The sequence below is a fragment of the Cryobacterium sp. RTC2.1 genome (genome assembly GCF_035018685.1).
GTDB lineage: Bacteria > Actinomycetota > Actinomycetes > Actinomycetales > Microbacteriaceae > Cryobacterium > Cryobacterium glucosi.
Genome location: NZ_JASJXJ010000034.1, coordinates 12,056 through 27,937, shown reverse-complemented (window position 1 = coordinate 27,937; position 15,882 = coordinate 12,056). Strand labels below are relative to the sequence as shown.

The following is a 15,882-nucleotide window of genomic DNA, read 5'->3' as shown; positions in this document are numbered from 1 at the left end:
GCCTCGCTCGGCGGCCAGGCCTGGTGGTCGTTCGGCGGCTTGTTCCTTGTCGACTCGCCGGAGCAGCGCAGGCTCGGGGTGCACGACTCCGCCGGACTCGCCAGACAGGACTGGTTCGGCACCGCGGGTTTCGACCGTGACGAGGACCTCTGGCCGAGCCGCTGGGCGGAGGCCTACCTGGACTTCGCCGCCGGCGAGAAGCGCGCCTGGCTGCACTCCCGCGGCATCCGCTTCTTTCCGGTCGTCGGCTGGGCCGAACGCGGCGGCACCACGGCCCTCGGCCCCGGCAACTCCGTGCCGCGGTTCCACATCGTCTGGGGCACCGGTCCGGCGATTCTCGCCCCGTTCATCGAGCGCGTGCGGGAAGGCGTGCGGTCCGGCCTCGTCACGGCGCTGCACCGCCGCAGGGTCGACGAGCTGCTCACCCACGACGGCACGGTCGTCGGCGTGCGGGGAAGCATCCTCGCCCCGAGCGACGCCCCGCGCGGCGCGCCCAGCTCACGCGAGGTCGTCGGCGACTTCGAGCTGCGGGCATCCGCCGTCGTCGTGACAAGCGGCGGCATCGGCGGAAACCCCGCGCAAGTCCGCGCCCAGTGGCCGACCCGGCTCGGCACCGCGCCCCGGGAACTGCTGTCCGGCGTGCCCGCGCACGTCGACGGGCGGATGCTCGGCATCAGCGAGCGGGCCGGCGCCCGGCTGATCAACGGAGACAGGATGTGGCACTACCCGGAGGGCGTCGCGAACTGGGACCCGGTCTGGCCCGCGCACGGAATCCGGATCCTGCCCGGTCCGTCCTCGCTCTGGCTCGACGCGACGGGGACCCGGCTGCCCGCTCCCCTGTTCCCCGGCTTCGACACGCTCGGCTCGCTCGAGCACATCCTGCGCACCGGTTACGAACACAGCTGGTTCGTGTTGACGCAGAAGATCATCGAGAAGGAGTTCGCACTCTCCGGGTCCGAACAGAACCCCGACCTCACCGGTAAGAACCTTGCCCTTCTCGCCAAACGGGTGACGAAAGGCGCTCCCGGGCCGGTCGAGGCCTTCAAGAAGCATGGCGCCGATTTTGTCGTCGCCGACACCCTGCCCGACCTGCTCGCGGGCATGCGCCGGCTCTCCCCCGATGCTCCCCTGGACCTCGCCCAGGTCGAGCGGGAGATCCGCGCCCGCGACCGCGAGCTCGACAACGCCTTCACCAAGGATGCCCAGATCACGGCGATCCGCCAGGCCAGGCACTACCGCGGTGACCGTCTCATCCGCGTCGCGAGCCCGCACCGGCTGCTCGACCCGCACGCGGGCCCGCTGATCGCGGTCAAGCTGCACGTCCTGACCCGGAAGAGTCTCGGCGGCATCGAGACGGACCTCTCCGCCCGCGCCCTCGGGCCGGACGGCACACCCGTGCCGGGCCTCTACGCCGCCGGCGAGGCGAGCGGCTTCGGCGGCGGCGGGATGCACGGCTACCGCGCGCTCGAAGGCACCTTCCTCGGCGGATGCCTCTTCTCCGGACGCACCGCGGGGCGCGCCGCCGCGGCGGCGGTCTGACCCCCGGCTGTCACGGGAGCGTCCGCACGCGCCGCACCTCGCGGCGCGCGGTGCGTCTCCGGGCGCGCACCGTGTCTCGCGGCGCGCGCCCGATACATCGCCGCGAGACGCAAACGGCGCCGCGAGTCCGCGCCCGGCGGCGCCTAGTCCAGGACGCTCGTCAGCGCCCCGACCGGCTCGAGTACCGGCTCGAGTACGGCCGCGATGGCGGCAGCGGTGTCGCGGCCCATCCGGATCGCCCCGTCGACGTGCTGGTAGCCCTTGCCGGCCAGGTCGCTGCAGGAGAAGTGGATCGGCCCGACGGGGGTGCGCAGGTCCGCGCCGTAGCGGGCGAGGCCGCCGAGGTCGAAACTCGCGGCGTATGCACCCCGGGTCCATTCCTCGTTGCCCCAGTCGCTTTCGTAGTAGACCGCCGGCGACAGAGCCTTGTCCCCGAAGTAGTGCGAGAGCGAAAGCAGGATGCGCGCCCGGCGCTCCTCCGCGGGGAGCCGGAACACGGCATCCGCCGCCTCATCGGACACGAAGCCGACGAGGGTGCCGCGGTCGTCTCCGAAATTGGTGTTGTCGTACGCCTCGTGCACGAGCTCGTAGGGACTGAACGCGGTGCCGGAGAGGCCGTCCTCGCGCCAGAACGGGGTCTTATAGACGGCGTGAACCTTGATCACGAGACCCATCGAAAGGTGCTGGTGCAGCTGGTGCTGGCGGCGGGGCAGGGCGGGTTCGAAGGAGATCCGGCTGAGCAGAGTCGGCGGAAGCGCGAGGATCGCCCGGCGGGCGTGCACCTCGAGTCCGTCGGTGACCGCGACGACACCCTCGTCGCTCCAGCGCAGGGTGCGCACCGGCTGCCCGAGGTGCACGTCATCGCCGAGCTGCTCCGCGAGCAGCAGCGGGACCTGCTGGAGGCCGCCGACGACGCGCTCGTCGAGGATGAAGTCGGCGTCGACGAGGTTGCTGAAGCTTCCGGCACTCGCGGCCATCAGCAGGGCCTGCAGGGCGGAGAAGGCGTGCGCAGGCTTGGTCAGCATGGCGCCGGCGATGAACATCGCGACGTTGTCGCGGGCCTCCTGGTCGGCTGTCTGGGTTGCGAGCCACCCGGCGAAGGAGATCCGGTCGAGTTCGACGGCCCGCGGGTGCGCCCACGGCCGATCGGGGTCGACCTCGGCGACAAGCTCGTCGAGCGTTGCGATGAGGGCGACGATCTCGGCCTGGGTCTCCGGGGAGACCGGGAAGATCTCGCCCTCGAAGCGGGTGCGTACCCCGGAGTCGTTGATGTAGACGTTTTCTCCGGCGCGGTACCGGGAGTAGGTCTCGAGACCGAGCTCCGCGAGGGTCTCCTTGAGCGCGTGCTGGTCCGGTGACACCCACTGGCCGCCGATCTCGAGCGTGGCTCCCTCGATGTCGTCGGTCCACAGCCGACCGCCGACCCGGTCGCGCGCTTCGAGCACGGCGACGGTGAGGCCGGCCCGGCGCAGCGACGTTGCTGCGGTCAGGCCGGATGCCCCTGCGCCGATGATGACGATGTCACGGTCGATCCTGGTTGTCATGAAAACTCCTCCATACGTGGGTGCTGCGAGGTCATTCGGAAGTTGTGCAAGTCGGTCATGACGCGGGGATCAGGGTGTACTTCGGGGACAGGTACTCGTGGATTCCCTCGAGGCCGCCCTCCCGGCCGAGCCCTGATTGCTTGACGCCTCCGAAGGGGGCGGCTGCGTTGGACACGAGTCCTGTGTTCAGTCCCATCATGCCCGTGTCGAGCCCGGCGATCATCCGCTGGCCGCGGGCGATGTTCTCGGTGAAGACGTAGCTGATCAGCCCGTACTCGGTGTCGTTGGCGAGCCGGATCGCCTCGTCCTCCTCCGTGAAGGTCACGATCCCGACGACGGGCCCGAAGATCTCCTGGCGAAGCAGGTCGCTGTCGGCTGCGACGTCGGTCAGCACGGTCGGGGCGTAGAACGACCCTGGACCCTCCGGGCGGAAGCCGCCGGTGAGGAGGGTCGCACCGCGGTCGAGGGCATCGCTCACGAGCTTCTCGGTGTTGGCGACGGCCGCGTCGTTGACGAGCGGGCCGATCGTCACGTCCGGCTCGGTGCCCCGACCGATCCGGAGGGCTTCGACGCGGGCGACGAGGCGGCGAGCGAAATCCTCGGCGACGGACGCGTGCACGATGAACCGGTTCGCTGCCGTGCACGCCTGGCCGATGTTGCGGAACTTGGCGAGCATGGCGCCGTCGACGGCCCGGTCGAGGTCCGCGTCGGCGAAGACGAGGAACGGCGCATTCCCGCCCAGCTCCATCGAGGTGCGCAGCACGCCCTCCGCGGCCTGGCGGAGGAGCGCCCGGCCGACACCGGTCGAGCCGGTGAAGCTGAGCTTCCGGAGCCGCGGGTCTGCGATCAGCGGGGCGGAGACCTCAGCGGATTCCGAGGTCGTGATCACGTTGACGACGCCGGCGGGAACGCCCGCGTCCTCGAGCAACTGGGCGAAGAAGAGGGTGGTGAGCGGCGTGAGTTCCGCGGGCTTGATCACGACTGTGCACCCCGCGGCGAGCGCGGGGGCGATCTTGCGGGTCGCCATCGCGAGCGGGAAGTTCCACGGGGTGATCAGGAGGCACGGGCCGACCGGGCGCTGCGAAACGACCATCTGGCCGGTACCCTCGGGTGCCGGCCCGTAGCGCCCATTGATTCGTACGGCCTCCTCGCTGAACCAACGCAGGAATTCCCCGCCATAACCGACCTCGGCGCGGGCCTCGGCGAGTGGCTTGCCCATTTCGATGGTCATCAGCAGGGCGAAGTCCTCCCGGCGTTCCTGCAGCAGGTCGAACGCACGACGCAGGATCTCGGCCCGCACCCGCGGCGCGGTCGCCGCCCAGGCGGGACCCGCTGCGACGGCGGCGTCGAGGGCGCGTCCGCCGTCCGCGACGCCCGCGTTGGCGATCCGCTTGAGCTCGCGCCCGGTCGCAGGGTCCGTCACGATGATCGGCTCCCCCGTGCCGGGCTGCCAGGTGCCGTCGATGTAGAGACCGTCTGGGACCCGGTTGAGGAGTTCGGCCTCCCGCTCGGTGCCGATGGTGGTGGTGTCGCCGGAGGCGGGGCTCAGGGGGCGGTTCTCGGTGCTGAGACTGGTCACGGGTGTTCTCTTTCGGTCACGGGGCAGGTACGGCAGGCGGTGGGAAACGAACGGGCGTCAGGGGTAGAGTCCGCGGAGCAGGTGGGCCTCGGCGACGCGTTCGACGGCGAGGACCGTCGCCGCTGCCCGCAGGGAAAGGTCCCGGGAGGCGGCGGTTTCGACGACCTGCTGCCAAGCGGCGAGCATCCGCTCTTCGAGCTTCTGTTCGACCTCTGCGGCGTTCCACCAGTAGGCCTGGTTGCCCTGCACCCACTCGAAGTAGGAGACGAGCACTCCGCCGGCGTTCGCAAGGATGTCGGGCACCACGAGCTGTCCGTTCGCAGCGAAGATCCGGTCGGCAGCCGGGGAGGTCGGGCCGTTCGCGCCCTCGACGATCACGCGTGCCGTCACGCGGGCAGCGTTCCCGGCGTGCAGGACGCCCTCGACCGCGGCCGGGACCAGCAGGTCGACGTCGAGCTCGAGCAGCGCTTCACCGTCGAGCGGGTCCGCCCCGCCGAAGCCGACGACCCTGCCGGTCGCCGCGACGTGCGCGTCGAGCCCGGCGAAGTCGATGCCCCGCTCGTTGTAGACGGCGCCGTACTGGTCGCTGACCGCAACGACCCGCACCCCCGCGTCGGCGAGGAACACGGCAGCGTCGTGGCCGACCTTGCCGAAGCCCTGCACGGCTGCGGTCGCTCCGTACGGCGTGATGCCGCTGTGCCTGAGGGCGGCAAGTGCGACGTGGGTCACGCCGCGGCTGGTCGCGCTCGCACGGCCGTGGGAACCGCCGAGGCTGATCGGCTTGCCCGTGACGATCCCGGGAACGGTGTAGCCGACGTTGACGGAGTAGGTGTCCATCATCCAGGCCATGGTGCGCTCGTCGGTGCCGATGTCGGGGGCCGGGATGTCCTTCTCCGGGCCGATGATCGGCAGGATCTCGCTCGTGTACCTGCGGGTCACGCGCTCGAGCTCCGGGAGCGAGAATTCACGCGGGTCGATCGTGACACCGCCCTTGGCACCGCCGTACGGCACGTCGAGCAGGGCGCATTTCCAGGTCATCCACATCGCGAGGGCGCGCACCTCGTCGAGGGTCACGTGCGGGCTGTAGCGCAGGCCGCCCTTGGCCGGGCCGCGGGAGAAGTTGTGCTGCACCCGGTAGCCGGTGAACAGTCGGGTGCTGCCGTCGTCCCGGCGCAACGGAACGGCGACGGTGAGCTCGCGGCGCGGGGTCGCGAGCAACGCGTGCAGGCCTTCCGGGTAGCCGAGCAGGGCGACGGCGTCGCTGAGCTGCGACCGGGCGTCGACGAGGGGCGTGGCGAGGGGCGTGACCTGGCGAACGGCCGGCCGGGCCTCGAGCAGGCTCATGCGTTCGCCAGAGCGTGTGCGACGACCTGGAGGCCCTCGACGAGGAGCTCGTCCGAGATACTCAGCGGCGGCAGGAACCGGATCACGTTCCCGTAGGTTCCGCAGGTGAGGACGATGACGCCCTGCGCGTGGACGGCGGCCGCGACGCGGGAGGTGAGTGCGGCATCCGGTTCACCCGTCGCCGAGTCGACGAGCTCGATCGCGATCATGGCACCACGGCCGCGGACGTCGCCGACGCGCTTGTCGAAGGCGCGGATGGCGTTCAGCCGGCCGGTGAGGATCGTGCCGATCTCGCGGGCGCGCTCGACCAGGTTCTCGCTCTCGTAGGTGTCGAGGGTGGCGAGGGCCGCTGCACAGGCGAGCGGGTTTCCGCCGTAGGTGCCGCCGATGCCGCCGACCTGCGGGGCGTCCATGATCTCGGCGCGGCCGGTGACCGCGGAGAGCGGGAGGCCGCCGGCGATGCCCTTGGCCATCACGATCAGGTCGGGCACGATGCCCTCGTGGTCGCAGGCGAACATGGCGCCGGTGCGGGCGAAGCCGGTCTGCACCTCGTCGGCGATGAAGACGACCCCGTTGGCGCGGCACCAGGCCAGGAGGGTCGGCAGGAAGCCCGCGGCCGGGACGATGAAGCCGCCCTCGCCCTGGATCGGTTCGATGATGAGCGCGGCGAGGTTCTCGGCGCCGATCTGCTTCTCGATCTGGGAGATGGCGCGCTTCGCGGCGACGACGCCGTCGAGACCGCCGTCGCGCAACGGGTAGGACATCGGCGCCCGATAGACCTCGGCGGCGAACGGGCCGAAGCCGTTCTTGTACGGCTGGTTCTTCGCGGTGAGGCTCATGGTCAGGGTGGTGCGGCCGTGGTACGCGTGATCGAAGGCCACGACGGCCTGCCGCCCCGTGTAGTGCCGCGCGATCTTGACGGCGTTCTCGACAGCCTCGGCGCCGGAGTTGAACAGGGCGGTGCGCTTGGCGTGGTCACCGGGGGTGACCCGGTTGAGCGCCTCGGCGACCTCAATGTAGGAGTCGTACGGGGCGACCGTGAAGCAGGTGTGGGTGAACTGGGCGAGCTGGGCGGCGACGGCCTCGACGACGCGGGGCGCGCTGTTGCCGACGCCGGTCACGGCGATGCCGCTGCCGAGGTCGATGAGGGAGTTGCCGTCAACGTCGACGAGCACGCCGCCGCCGGCAGCGACGATGTAGACGGGCAGGGTCACGCCGACGCCCGCGGAGACCGCGGCGGTCTTGCGCGCCTGGAGCGCCTGCGACTGGGGTCCGGGGATGCTCGTCGTGAGGCGACGTTCCTGCGGAAGGGACGGGCCGCCGACGGGAACGGTGGTGGGCGGGGATGCGACGAGGGTCATGACTGCTCCAGTTCGTAAACCGAGGTGCATCGACCGGGCGGCGTCGATGTCAGGTGCCATGCTAGGCAGAGCGCCGACGGCAGCGCGCTCGCCGCTATGTACAGAATGCCGGCTAAGTTTCGACACGATGTACACTCGGCGCATGCCCCCGCTCAACGCACCGCCGCCGCTGCCCGGGCTGCGCCGCCTCCTCGACCGGCCGGACCTGCGGTTGCGGCTGCTCACTCCGGAGGCCGGCCTGCCGCCGCACGCCCTCGACCAGCCCGTCGAATGGGTGCACAGCTCAGACCTCGCCGACCCGACCCCGTTCCTGTCAGCACACCAGGTACTGCTGACGACAGGACGCCAGTTCGCGGAGGCTGTCACGGACGCGTTCTACGTCGACTACGTGACCCGGCTGCGCGACCGCGGCATCGTCTGCCTCGGCTTCGGCACGGAAGTCCTCCGCTCCGGCACCCCCGACGCCCTCGTCGCGGCCTGCCAGTCCCGCGGACTCCCCCTCGTCGAAGTGCCGTACGAGACGCCGTTCATCGCCGTCGCCCGGGCCGCCGGCGACCTCGTCGCCGAACTCCGCTATGCCAGGAGCACCTGGGCGCTCGGCGCCCAGCGGGCCATCGCGCTCGCGGCGCTCCGCCCGGACGGCCTCAGCGCTACCCTCAGCGAGCTGTCGCGGCAACTCGGCCACTGGGTCGCGCTCTTCGACATGAGCGGCGCCCTCGACCGGGTCTTCCCCCGGGACACCTTCGCGGGCGCATCCGCTTCACGCGGCTCTCTCGACCGGGTGCAGCGCGAGGCAGCCCAGTTGATCCGACGCGGGCAGCGGGCCAGCACGTCGGTTTCGACCGGCGGAGAGACGCTGACCCTGCAGACCCTGGGTCGACGCGACCAGCTGCGCGGCGTCCTCGCCCACGGGGGTCCCGGCGAGCTCGACCAAGCCAGCCAGGAGGTCGTGACGAGCGTGATCGCGCTCGCGGGGCTCGCGCTCGAGCAGAACAGTGCACTCGACCGGGCGCGCGGGCTCCTCAGGTCCGGGCTGCTGCACGCGCTGCTCGGCGGCGACGTCGACCTCGTGCAGGCGACCTCCGGGGAGATGTGGGGGCCGCTCCCGTTCGAGCCGGTACGGGTCGCCGTGACCGACCCCGCGCCAGGGCGGCTGGACGCCCTGACCGAGTTCCTCGAGCTCCGGGTGGAGGAGAGCCCTGGACACCTGTTCTTCGCGCGCCAGGGCGGCCTCGTGGTCCTGTGCGTCGACGCCACTGCCGGGCCCCTGCTCGATGAGCTCGTCGGCTTCGGGTTGCACCTCGGGCTCTCGGACCGGACCAGGTACCGTGAGCTGCCGCACGCCCTCGCCCAGGCCCGCCAGGCCCTCGAACGCTCGCACGAGGGCGCGCCAGGCATCGTCGAATTCGACGTGATCTCCCGACAGGGCGTTCTCGCGTTCCTCGCCGGCACGGATGCCTCGGAGGTCGGACGCGCGACGCTCCAGCCGCTCACGGCGCACGACGCCGTCCACGGCACCGAACTCGTCCGCACGCTCCGGGTCTGGCTGGAGCACAACGGGCAATTCGGTCCAGCGGCCACCGAGCTCGGTGTGCACCGGCACACCGTGCGCGCCCGGGTGAGCCAGGCCGAGGCGCTCCTCGGCCGTGACTTCGGCACCTTCCACGCCCGCGCCGACATCTGGGCGGCGCTGCTCGCGTCCGGTGACGACGCCGGATCACCCCCTGAGCACCTCAGTATCTGAGATACCGTCTCACGGGCGGTTCTGCTCGCCCGCGCTCCAGTGCGCTGGGCGCACGAATCCCCGGGGCAGGACGGTGAGCTGGTCGCCTCTGGCGCTGCTGACCTGCATCTGGGTCAGGTAGATCGCGCCTGCGAGGTCCGCTCCGGCCAAGTTCGCGTTGCGAAGGTCGACGCCGAGGAGGTCGCAGTACGACAGCCGGGCTCCGCTGAGATCCGCTCCGATCAGGAGGGAGCCGCGCAGGCTCAGTCCACGAAGGTCCGCACCGGTGAGTGCCGCGGCCGCCAGGTCTCTCCCCGGTCCGAGCCGGCGCCGAACTCCTCGATCCCGGGTTTCGCCGAGGATTCCCCTGCGCGCGTCCTCGCTCGCCTGGAGGAGCAGCGACCGGGCCGCGTCGTACTCCGCGTCGACGTCGAGGCTCGCGAGCCGATCCGGCTGCTCCCGGCTGAGCGCGCTGACGCGATCGAAGCGCGACATCAGCGGAGCCGGATCACCCGTGTCCCCGACAAGGCTGATCGCCTGCTCGAGGTACCAGAGGAGTTCGTGCAGCCGCCGAACGATCGGGAAGATGGCGAACATGGCGTCCCTAGTCCCGGGATCGTCCCGCCAGGACCGGCCGGCGAAGGTCTGCTGCGAGACTTTCTGGCCGGCACCGAAACAGTCGAACACGGTGCAGCCGGTGAATCCCCGGGGACGCAACTCCGCGTGCACGCGGCACGCGTCGCGTTCGTCGAGGTTCTCGCAGGGATCGCCGGCCGGCTTGTCGAACGGGAAGTCGGCGGACCTGGTGAACGCCAGGGCGACGCAGCAGAGTCCGAAGCAACTGGCGCAGTCGGCACCGAGGTCCTCGCGGCGCCCGACCTCAACCCTGGTTCGTTCCGTCATCGCGTTCATCGTAGTCCGCGATCCGGGAGGGACAACCGGAATTCCCGGGCACGGGTCAGGCGCGCAACGACCAGGGCTTGCGACGCACGAGGATGTGGCCGCGGCTCGTGCTGAGCCGGGTCCAGGGCCCGGTCTCGAAGAGCCGCACCGGTTCGTCCTTGGGCAGGAAGCCGAGACTCACCGCCGCGAACGCCGCCCCGGCCGGAACGATCTCGAGTCCCGCGATCGGGCGACCCCAGACCTCTGCACGGACCCGCTGCACGACCTGCGCGCCCGAGTCCCGCGGCACGGTGGAGGCGACCTCGTCGATACCGGCGGCCGCAGCGCCCGTCAGGAGCGCGGCATCCGTCTCGCCGAGGAGTTTCCAGCCACCCCGGGGCGGGGAGATACCGGCCCAGGTCACGGTAGTGACCTCGAGCGGCACGGTCACCGCGACCGGCGCCTCCGGGTCGCTTCCCGCGGCGGCGAGGCGGGCGACCCGATCGAGCAGGGAACGCACCGGCACGACGGCGTCGAGTTCGACGGGTTCGTCGAGGCCGAAGGTGCGCAGGCCGAGCACGGTCGGGCTCCCGTCGAGGAGGCCGCGCGGGTAGAGGATCGCGGAGTACACCGCGAGCGCGCCGGCGGCCGAAATCAGGCGCACCGAACCGTCCTCGATACGGCTGGCGCGCGACAGGTAGACCTGCAGATCGCTGAGGGCAAAGGAATCCGTGAGAATAAATGACTGGCTCATCTGCTCCTAAACTACCAAGGTACGGCGAGGCTCATACCGACTTCGCACACACTGCCGAGGAGGACGCATGGACATGCCGATGGAAGGTCTCTTGAACGCCCTCGACCTGACCGACACAGGGGCGCGCACGAGCGAGGACATCTTCACCGGCCCGTCGCAGTGGATGCCCCTCGGCCGCGTGTTCGGCGGGCAGGTTCTCGCCCAGTCCCTCGTCGCGGCGATGCGCACGGTGCCTGACGACCGCCACCCGCACTCGATGCACGGCTACTTCCTCCGTCCGGGGGACGTCAGCCAGCCGATCACGTTCTCCGTCGACCGGATCCACGACGGCCGTTCCTTCTCCACCCGGCGCACCCAGGCGTACCAGAACGGCCACCCGATCCTCTCGATGATCGCGTCGTTCCAGGACGATGACGAGGGCCTCGAACACCACATCGACATGCCGGCCGGGTTGCCGGACCCCGAGTCGCTGCCGACCGCAGCGGAGTCCCTCTCCCAGGTCGACCACACCATCGCCCGCTACTGGGCGAGCGAGCGCCCGTTCGACATGCGGCACGTGCCTTCGCCGATCTACCTTCAGGTCAAGGGCGAGCACACCAGTCACCAGGCCGTGTGGATGAAGACCCTCGGCGCGCTTCCCGACGACCCCGACCTGCACCGTGCCGCCCTCGCATACGCGAGCGATTACTCGATCATGGAGCCGGTCATGCGCCGCCACGGCATCGCGTGGTCGACGCCGGGGCTCAAGGTCGCGAGCCTCGACCACGCGATGTGGTTCCACCGCTTCGGGCGCGTCGACGAGTGGATGCTCTACGTCCAGGACTCCCCCACCGCCCAGGGCGGCCGAGGACTCTCCACCGGCAGCATCTACAGCCGTGAGGGTCTCCTGCTCGCGACCGTTGCCCAGGAGGGCATGGTCCGGGTTCCCGCGAACAAGGAATAGCAGCCGGCCCGGGATCACTGCGCGGGACTACTGCGCCTGCTCCACCCCGGGCTCGGCCGCGAGCAGCACGATGCCGTTGGGCTGCAAACGGATGTCGACGGACGCGATCTCGTCGGTGTCCAGTTTCGTGGTTCCCGCGACGGGGACCGTCATGCCGGGACCCGCGAGCCAGCTCGCGACCTGCGTCGCCTCCCCGTTCCGGTCCGTGACGAACATCGCGTACGCCCGCTCGGCCGCGGCGCCGGTGCCGGTGCCGGATTCGGTGCCGGATTCGGGCAGGCCATAGCTGCACGAGCCGTCTATGCGGGTGCCGCCGGGCTGAGCCGCCAGGCGGACATCCGCGCTCAGCGGGTTCGGGACCACCTGGTGCAGTGTGACGAGCTCCCCGGGAGGTTCCGCGATCGACGCCGGGGCGAGCCGGGCCGGCAGCACGATCGCGACCGTCGCAGCGACGGCCGCCACGGCGAGCAGGAGCCCGGCCTGCAGTATCCGCCCGCGCCGCCTGCGCCGCCGCGCAGCATCGAGCAGCCGCGGCAGGCCGTCGCTGCGAGGGAGGACGCCCGGTGACGCCGCGGTCTCCAACACCTCGGCGGTCGGCACGAGGCCGAGAAGACCGGGGATCCCGGCGATCTCGGCAACCCGACGGGTGCAGTCCGCGCACGTGCGCAGGTGGCGTTCGTAGTCGTGGCGTTCTTCGGTCGCGAGCGCGCCGAGCACGTAGGCGGCGTCCCACTCGGCGTACGGGTCACGCCCTGACCGGGGTACGCGCCCGGTGTCTGATGCACCGGATCCTGTCGTGGTCATCGCTCGGTCACTCCCTTCTCGGTGAGACTCAGGCGCATGGCACGCAGGGCGTAGTGCAGGCGCGACTTCACAGTGCCCTCCGGGATGTCGAGGGAGCGCGCGGTCTCGGCGACCGACTGTCCGCGGTAGTAGGCGAAGACGACCACGGCCCGGTGGTCTGCGGAGAGGCCGTCGAGGGCATCCGCCACGAGCCACGCGTCGAGGAGCGCTGCCGTCGCGTCGTTCGTCAGACGCTCGGGGAGTTCGTCTGTGCTGATTTCGTGGCGGTTCCTGGCGGAACGCCATTCGTCGATGACGAGGTGGCGGGCGACGGTGAAGAGCCAGGCGCGTGCCGAGTCAGCATCGTCGAGCACCCGGGGCAGTCGCCAGGCGCGCAACAGGGTCTCCTGCACGACGTCATCGGCCAGGGCGGAATCCCCGGTCAGCCGGGTCACGTACCGACGGAGCGCCACGGCGTGCGCATCATGCAGGGCGCGCAGCAGGTCGGCACGCGCGTCGACGGGCCGCTCCCCGCGTCCGGGTTTCTCCGCCACGGCACACCTCCTATGGTTAACACGGGCTCGCTGCGCCGTTCGTTCAGTTTCCGCCGGGTTTTGTCGAAGTCCGTCGATTTTCCGTGATGGGCTTTGAACCGTTGACCGGGCAGTTTCGTAGTAACTAGTAGCACCCTAACGAGTAGCGCCAGCTTGCGAACGGGGAGCAGCCCATTCGCCGTCACCGACCGCCACGACCACCATCACGAGGAGAATCATGACGAACGACACCGCGGTCTCCCGCCGCACCGCACTGCTGATCGGCACCGCAGGCACCGCCGCCGTGACCCTGGCCGCCTGCGCCCCGACCACGACGGGCGGCACCGGCGCCGGATCGGCCGGAGGTTCGACCGGGGCCGCAACATCGTCTGCGGGCGGGACCGTGGTCGCCAAGCTCTCCGACATCCCGGTCGGCGGCTCGATCGAGACCGCCCTGAATGGCAAGGCCATCTTCGTCAGCCAGCCAACCGCAGGCAAGGTCGTGGCCTTCAGCGCCGTGTGCACGCACCAGGGCTGCATCGTGAAGCTCGTCGACACGTCCTTCGACTGCCCGTGCCACGGTTCGAAGTTCGACACGGCAACGGGCGCCGTTCTCGCGGGCCCCGCCCCGAAGCCACTGATCGGCATCACCGTCTCGGTTTCGGGAGACTCCGTCACCGCAAGCTGAACGTATGGAGTTCAGTCTTCCGGAAGGGCAGCCCTGCGGGTGAATCGCACCGGGTCTTCGAGGTAGGGCAGCCACGCCGCACGCTCCTCGTCGGTGATCTTGCGCGGGCGCTGGGTTGCCGCATCGATGAGCACGATCGTGGTGCTGGCCTGCGCGTACAGCACCGCCGACTCGGCCTCCACCGGCCCCCACACCTCGTAACACACCTCGAGGCTCGCCCCGCCGACCTTGCCGAGCCAGAGACGGATGTCCACCGGCTGCCGCAGGTACGGGATCGACAACAGGTACTCGGCTTCGAGGCGCGCGATCACGGTCAGCGTTGCCGCGCCCGGCCGGCCGTCGAGAACGGCGGTCCCGGCCCCCGAGCCCGGCTCAACCTCGTCGTCGAGCCAGAACGCCTGGATGCGCGCCTCCTCGAGGAGGCGCAGCATCGAGGCGTTGTTGACGTGGCCGTATGCATCGAGGTCTGACCAGCGCAGGCTGATCGGCACGTGCAGCTTCATCTCGCTGGCCCGTTCCCGGCCTAGTCGCGCGTGAGCTTGCGGTACGCGGACCGGTGCGGCTTCGCGGCGTCGGGGCCGAGCCTCTCGATCTTGTTCTGCTCGTAGGACTCGAAGTTTCCCTCGAACCAGTACCAGCTCGCCGGGTTCTCATCCGTGCCCTCGTAGGAGAGGATGTGGGTCGCGATCCGGTCGAGGAACCACCGGTCGTGAGTGATGACCACGGCGCAACCGGGAAACTCGAGGAGCGCGTTCTCGAGGGAGCCGAGGGTTTCGACGTCGAGGTCGTTAGTCGGCTCATCCAGGAGCAGCAGGTTTCCGCCCTGCTTGAGTGTGAGCGCGAGGTTGAGGCGGTTGCGCTCTCCACCGGAGAGCACGCCGGCCTTCTTCTGCTGGTCGGGTCCCTTGAATCCGAAGGTCGACACGTAGGCGCGGGACGGGATCTCGGTCTTGCCGACCTGGATGTAGTCCTGGCCGTCGGAGACGACCTCCCAGAGGGACTTGTTCGGGTCGATTCCGGTGCGGTCCTGGTCGACGTAGGAGATGTCGACGGTCTCGCCGATCTTCAGCTCGCCGCCGTCGAGCGGCTCCTTGCCGACGATCGTCTTGAACAGGGTCGTCTTTCCCACGCCGTTCGGCCCGATGATGCCGACGATGCCGTTCCGCGGGAGGGTGAAGCTGAGCCCGTCGATGAGCACGCGGTCGCCGAAGCCCTTGTGCAGCTTCTTCGCGTCGATGACCTGGGCACCGAGACGCGGGCCGACCGGGATCTGGATCTCTTCGAAGTCGAGCTTGCGGGTGCTCTCGGCCGCGGCGGCCATCTCCTCGTAGCGGGCGAGACGTGCCTTGGACTTGGCCTGGCGTCCCTTGGCGTTCGAGCGGACCCACTCGAGTTCATCGGCGAGACGCTTGGCCATCTTCGCGTCCTTCTTGCCCGCGATCATGAGCCGTTCCTGCTTCTTCTCAAGGTAGGTCGAGTAGTTGCCCTCGTAGGGGTAGAGGTGGCCACGGTCGACTTCGGCGATCCATTCGGCGACGTGGTCGAGGAAGTACCGGTCGTGGGTGACGGCGAGCACGGCGCCGGCGTACTGGGCGAGGTGCTGCTCGAGCCAGAGCACGCTTTCGGCGTCGAGGTGGTTGGTGGGCTCGTCGAGGAGGAGCAGGTCCGGCTTCTGCAGCAGGAGCTTCGTCAGCGCAACGCGGCGCTTCTCACCACCGGAGAGGTCGGCGACGGCAGAGTCTCCCGGCGGCGTGCGGAGGGCATCCATCGCCTGTTCGAGCTGGGAGTCGAGGTCCCAGGCGTCGGCGGCGTCGATGGCTTCCTGGAGTGTGCCCATTTCGGCGAGGAGGGTGTCGAAGTCCGCGTCGGGTTCGCCGAGGGCGGCGCTGATCTCGTTGAACCGGTCGACCTTGGCCTTGATCGGGCCGACGCCTTCCTGCACGTTCTCGAGGACCGTCTTGGTCTCGTCGAGTTCCGGCTCCTGCATCAGGATGCCGACGCTGTAGCCGGGCGAGAGTTTCGCCTCGCCGTTGCTCGGGGTGTCGAGCCCGGCCATGATCTTGAGGATCGTGGACTTTCCGGCGCCGTTCGGCCCGACGATGCCAATTTTGGCGCCGGGGAAGAACGACATCGTGACGTCGTCGAGGATGAGCTTGTCGCCTACCGCCTTGCGTGCGCGGACCATCGTATAAATAAATTCGGCCATAGT

14 protein-coding genes are annotated in these 15,882 nt (G+C 70.0%); 4 read left to right on the top strand and 10 right to left on the bottom strand.

Going from position 1 to position 15,882, the window contains the following annotated elements; genetic code table 11:
- Positions 1–1,539: FAD-binding dehydrogenase (locus QN357_RS06670; protein WP_323504691.1), on the top strand; the 1,539-nt coding region annotated here is incomplete at its 5' end.
- 143 nt (positions 1,540–1,682) lie between these two features.
- On the opposite strand, the gene QN357_RS06665 is transcribed toward QN357_RS06670, so the two are convergent.
- The 4 genes from QN357_RS06665 to gabT form a co-directional block, all read right to left on the bottom strand.
- The gene (locus QN357_RS06665) at positions 1,683–3,083 is read right to left on the bottom strand and encodes an NAD(P)/FAD-dependent oxidoreductase (protein WP_322135721.1); all 1,401 of its coding nucleotides are present in this window, start codon (positions 3,081–3,083) and stop codon (positions 1,683–1,685) included.
- Positions 3,084–3,138: 55 nt separating this feature from the next.
- Positions 3,139–4,602 carry an NAD-dependent succinate-semialdehyde dehydrogenase gene (locus tag QN357_RS06660; protein WP_134559962.1) on the bottom strand — a complete coding sequence of 488 codons (1,464 nt, stop codon included), beginning with the start codon at positions 4,600–4,602 and terminating at the stop codon, positions 3,139–3,141.
- A 117-nt stretch (positions 4,603–4,719) separates the two neighbouring features.
- Entirely contained in the window at positions 4,720–6,006 is a 1,287-nt protein-coding gene (locus QN357_RS06655; RefSeq protein WP_134447843.1) for a Glu/Leu/Phe/Val family dehydrogenase, read from the bottom strand.
- Positions 6,003–7,367 carry a 4-aminobutyrate--2-oxoglutarate transaminase gene (gene gabT, locus QN357_RS06650; RefSeq protein ID WP_174774849.1) on the bottom strand — a complete coding sequence of 455 codons (1,365 nt, stop codon included), beginning with the start codon at positions 7,365–7,367 and terminating at the stop codon, positions 6,003–6,005. The genes QN357_RS06655 and gabT overlap by 4 nt, the downstream gene beginning before the upstream one ends.
- Positions 7,368–7,509: 142 nt before the next feature.
- Between gabT and QN357_RS06645 the strand changes: the two genes are divergently transcribed.
- Positions 7,510–9,111: a PucR family transcriptional regulator gene (locus QN357_RS06645; RefSeq protein WP_134447839.1), complete on the top strand. Its 1,602-nt coding sequence runs from the start codon at positions 7,510–7,512 to the stop codon at positions 9,109–9,111.
- A 9-nt stretch (positions 9,112–9,120) separates the two neighbouring features.
- Here QN357_RS06645 and QN357_RS06640 read toward each other — a convergent pair whose 3' ends face one another.
- Together QN357_RS06640 and QN357_RS06635 are read right to left on the bottom strand one after the other, a co-directional pair.
- Positions 9,121–9,993, bottom strand: a complete 873-nt coding sequence (locus tag QN357_RS06640) for a pentapeptide repeat-containing protein (RefSeq protein WP_322135718.1) — start codon at positions 9,991–9,993, stop codon at positions 9,121–9,123.
- 55 nt (positions 9,994–10,048) lie between these two features.
- Positions 10,049–10,726: a hypothetical protein gene (locus tag QN357_RS06635; protein ID WP_134447836.1), complete on the bottom strand. Its 678-nt coding sequence runs from the start codon at positions 10,724–10,726 to the stop codon at positions 10,049–10,051.
- Between the two features lie 67 nt (positions 10,727–10,793).
- Between QN357_RS06635 and QN357_RS06630 the strand changes: the two genes are divergently transcribed.
- Positions 10,794–11,669, top strand: coding sequence for an acyl-CoA thioesterase II (locus QN357_RS06630; protein WP_322140837.1), 876 nt, complete (start codon positions 10,794–10,796; stop codon positions 11,667–11,669).
- A 27-nt stretch (positions 11,670–11,696) separates the two neighbouring features.
- Here QN357_RS06630 and QN357_RS06625 read toward each other — a convergent pair whose 3' ends face one another.
- Positions 11,697–12,473, bottom strand: a complete 777-nt coding sequence (locus tag QN357_RS06625; protein WP_322135717.1) for a zf-HC2 domain-containing protein — start codon at positions 12,471–12,473, stop codon at positions 11,697–11,699.
- A complete protein-coding gene (locus tag QN357_RS06620) occupies positions 12,470–13,006 on the bottom strand; it encodes a sigma-70 family RNA polymerase sigma factor (RefSeq protein ID WP_134447832.1) in 537 nt (178 codons plus the stop codon). The genes QN357_RS06625 and QN357_RS06620 overlap by 4 nt, the downstream gene beginning before the upstream one ends.
- Positions 13,007–13,223: 217 nt before the next feature.
- Here QN357_RS06620 and QN357_RS06615 point away from each other — a divergent pair, with 217 nt between their 5' ends.
- Entirely contained in the window at positions 13,224–13,673 is a 450-nt protein-coding gene (locus QN357_RS06615; RefSeq protein ID WP_134447830.1) for a ubiquinol-cytochrome c reductase iron-sulfur subunit, read from the top strand.
- Between the two features lie 11 nt (positions 13,674–13,684).
- On the opposite strand, the gene QN357_RS06610 is transcribed toward QN357_RS06615, so the two are convergent.
- Together QN357_RS06610 and ettA are read right to left on the bottom strand one after the other, a co-directional pair.
- Complete coding sequence (locus tag QN357_RS06610) at positions 13,685–14,176, bottom strand: acyl-CoA thioesterase (protein ID WP_134447828.1); 492 nt, start codon at positions 14,174–14,176, stop codon at positions 13,685–13,687.
- A gap of 20 nt (positions 14,177–14,196) precedes the next feature.
- On the bottom strand, positions 14,197–15,879 hold the full coding sequence (gene ettA, locus QN357_RS06605) for an energy-dependent translational throttle protein EttA (RefSeq protein ID WP_134447826.1): 1,683 nt from the start codon (positions 15,877–15,879) through the stop codon (positions 14,197–14,199).
- Positions 15,880–15,882: the final 3 nt, after the last annotated feature.

What these genes read in the sequence shown, in the direction of transcription:
- QN357_RS06630 (WP_322140837.1), top strand. Translation starts at nt 10,794, where the DNA reads ATGGACATGCCGATGGAAGGTCTCTTGAACGCCCTCGACCTGACCGAC.
- QN357_RS06625 (WP_322135717.1), bottom strand. Translation starts at nt 12,473, where the DNA reads ATGACCACGACAGGATCCGGTGCATCAGACACCGGGCGCGTACCCCGG.
- QN357_RS06615 (WP_134447830.1), top strand. Translation starts at nt 13,224, where the DNA reads ATGACGAACGACACCGCGGTCTCCCGCCGCACCGCACTGCTGATCGGC.
- QN357_RS06610 (WP_134447828.1), bottom strand. Translation starts at nt 14,176, where the DNA reads ATGAAGCTGCACGTGCCGATCAGCCTGCGCTGGTCAGACCTCGATGCA.
- QN357_RS06665 (WP_322135721.1), bottom strand. Translation starts at nt 3,083, where the DNA reads ATGACAACCAGGATCGACCGTGACATCGTCATCATCGGCGCAGGGGCA.
- QN357_RS06655 (WP_134447843.1), bottom strand. Translation starts at nt 6,006, where the DNA reads ATGAGCCTGCTCGAGGCCCGGCCGGCCGTTCGCCAGGTCACGCCCCTC.
- QN357_RS06635 (WP_134447836.1), bottom strand. Translation starts at nt 10,726, where the DNA reads ATGAGCCAGTCATTTATTCTCACGGATTCCTTTGCCCTCAGCGATCTG.
- gabT (WP_174774849.1), bottom strand. Translation starts at nt 7,367, where the DNA reads ATGACCCTCGTCGCATCCCCGCCCACCACCGTTCCCGTCGGCGGCCCG.
- ettA (WP_134447826.1), bottom strand. Translation starts at nt 15,879, where the DNA reads ATGGCCGAATTTATTTATACGATGGTCCGCGCACGCAAGGCGGTAGGC.
- QN357_RS06640 (WP_322135718.1), bottom strand. Translation starts at nt 9,993, where the DNA reads ATGACGGAACGAACCAGGGTTGAGGTCGGGCGCCGCGAGGACCTCGGT.
- QN357_RS06645 (WP_134447839.1), top strand. Translation starts at nt 7,510, where the DNA reads ATGCCCCCGCTCAACGCACCGCCGCCGCTGCCCGGGCTGCGCCGCCTC.